Consider the following 2,425-nt stretch of genomic DNA (forward strand, 5'->3'; position numbering starts at 1 on the left):
CCCTGACCCAGCGGGCCGGTCGTCGTCTCCACACCCACCGTGTGCCCGTACTCGGGATGCCCCGGCGTCTTCGACCCCCACGTGCGAAAGGCCTTCAGATCGTCCAGCTCCAGGCCGAAGCCGGCCAGGTACAGCTGGATGTACAGAGTCAGGGACGAATGGCCCGCGGACAGTACGAACCGGTCACGGCCCGTCCAGTCGGCGTCCGCCGGGTCATGCCGCATCACCTTCTGGAAGAGGGTGTACGCGGCGGGAGCCAGGCTCATCGCCGTACCCGGATGGCCGTTGCCGACCTTCTGTACGGCATCGGCGGCCAGGACGCGGGCCGTGTCCACGGCCCTCTGGTCCAACTCGGTCCACTCGAGGTCTGTCATGGTCGGCTTGGTGCTCACCCTGGGTCAGGGCTCCTCTCCGCATGTGCCACATGTCGAATGCCGGTGCGCAATCGCGCCCACCGGCCTTTGTCGAGCCTACCCTTGTAGGAACGCGCATTTTTTCGAGTCATTCCAGACTGCCGGGACTGTCAAAGCCTCGCCTCCCTACCGGCACGTTCCGCCTCCTGACCGGCACGTTCCGCATTCGGCCGGTGAATGCCGGTGAATACGCAGCCGCGCAACCTGCTGCTCAATCGAGTACTTGATCAAGTACTGGATTGAGTAGTTGATCAAGCGGCGAAAAGCGCCTAGTGGGGGCCGTCCAACACGACCCGACCCCCGCGAAGAGCGTGCTCTGGGCAACGTCTACAGTGGCGTGGTACGCGCGGGCCTTTACCGAGAGTTCACAGTCGGGGCTCGCTGGGATGTCTCTGTAGGGGTGTACGTGACGGCCGTTGAATCCCGTCCAGCGGGTGTGCTCGAGACGAGTCAGAGCACGAAGCACCGGCCGTTCGGGGCCCGGGTCAAGGCATTCGTCGCTCTGACCAAGCCACGGATCATCGAACTGCTGCTGATCACCACTGTTCCGGTGATGTTCCTGGCGCAGCAGGGCGTGCCCGACCTGAAGCTGGTGCTCCTCACCTGCGTCGGCGGCTACCTCTCCGCGGGCGGCGCCAACGCGCTGAACATGTACATCGACCGTGACATCGACGCGCTCATGTCGCGCACCGCGCAGCGTCCACTGGTCACCGGCATGGTCACCCCACGTGAGTGCCTCACCTTCGGCATCACGCTGGCCGTGGTCTCGACACTGCTGTTCGGCCTGACCGTCAACTGGCTGTCCGCCTGGCTGTCGCTGGGAGCGCTGCTTTTCTACGTCGTCGTCTACACGATGATCCTCAAGCGGCGTACGTCGCAGAACATCGTCTGGGGCGGCATCGCCGGCTGCCTGCCCGTCCTCATCGGCTGGTCCTCCGTCACGAACTCCCTGTCGTGGGCCCCGGTCATCCTCTTCCTCGTCATGTTCTTCTGGACGCCGCCGCACTACTGGCCGCTGTCGATGAAGGTGAAGGACGACTACGCGCGCGTGGGCGTGCCCATGCTGCCGGTCATCGCCTCCAACAAGGTCGTCGCACGGCAGATCGTCCTCTACAGCTGGGCGATGGTCGCCGTCTCCCTGCTGCTGACGCCGCTCGGCTACACCGGCTGGTTCTACACGGCCGTCGCCCTGGTGACCGGCGGATTCTGGCTCTGGGAGGCGCACGCGCTGCAGGCCCGCGCGAAGGACGGGGCCGTGGGCGCGAAGCTCAAGGAGATGCGGCTGTTCCACTGGTCCATCACGTACGTCTCGCTGCTGTTCGTGGCGGTGGCGGTGGATCCCTTCCTCCGATAGCCGGCAGTACCCACGACGGGTGGGGTGCGTGGTCGATGCCACGCACCCCACCCGTCGCCGTTCGTTCTACCCGCCGGTAGCATCTTGACCATGGCAGACACCCAGCAGGTCGACGAGGCGGCGGACCGCAAGCAGGCCGCCAAGGCGGAGCGTCAGGTGGCGCGGCTCGCCAAGCAGATCTCCTCCTTCGCCCAGGCACACGGCGGCGCCGAGGGCCAGATCGCGTACCTGGGGCAGAAGGGCGCCCGGATCGTCCTCGTCGGTGAGGACGGCGGATGGGGCGACCTCGTGGCCCCGACCTACGCCGTCGCCGAGCAGGCGGTCCAGAAGTCGGGGATCACCGAGCACGAGTCCTTCGACGGCGACTTCGCGGCCAAGGTGAAGACCGGTCCGTACGAGTGGTCCCGCATGGCGGGGATCCAGCTCGGCGGCCCGAGCAACGGCTGACGGTGTTACCGCGGTCTGGCTTCGCCCCCGCCGCCCCTACCCGTTCCCATCCTTCCGGGGCTCCACCCCAGACCCGCTTCTCGAACGCCGGACGGCTGATTTTCAGCCCGTCCGGCGTTTGAGGACGAGGCCGTTCAGGCCGATACGGGGGTCTGGGGGCGGAGCCCCCAGGTACGGGATGGGACGGGTAGGGGCGGCGGGGGCGAAAAAC

General features: G+C 66.7%; 2 protein-coding genes and 1 pseudogene. 2 read left to right on the forward strand and 1 reads right to left on the reverse strand.

Features of this window, described 5'->3' with window-relative positions; all coding sequences use genetic code 11:
* A pseudogene (locus FGD71_RS00295) lies at positions 1–392 on the reverse strand (transketolase); the annotation flags it as partial.
* A 421-nt stretch (positions 393–813) separates the two neighbouring features.
* Here FGD71_RS00295 and FGD71_RS00300 point away from each other — a divergent pair.
* Together FGD71_RS00300 and FGD71_RS00305 are read left to right on the forward strand one after the other, a co-directional pair.
* Complete coding sequence (locus FGD71_RS00300) at positions 814–1,767, forward strand: heme o synthase (RefSeq protein WP_119098316.1); 954 nt, start codon at positions 814–816, stop codon at positions 1,765–1,767.
* A gap of 90 nt (positions 1,768–1,857) precedes the next feature.
* Positions 1,858–2,214, forward strand: coding sequence for a hypothetical protein (locus FGD71_RS00305; RefSeq protein WP_119098317.1), 357 nt, complete (start codon positions 1,858–1,860; stop codon positions 2,212–2,214).
* Positions 2,215–2,425 lie beyond the last annotated feature (211 nt).

It is taken from the genome of Streptomyces sporangiiformans (assembly GCF_005768555.2).
Classification (GTDB): domain Bacteria; phylum Actinomycetota; class Actinomycetes; order Streptomycetales; family Streptomycetaceae; genus Streptomyces; species Streptomyces sporangiiformans.

Coding starts and splice junctions, on each gene's coding strand:
- FGD71_RS00305 (WP_119098317.1), top strand. CDS start 1,858: ATGGCAGACACCCAGCAGGTCGACGAGGCGGCGGACCGCAAGCAGGCC.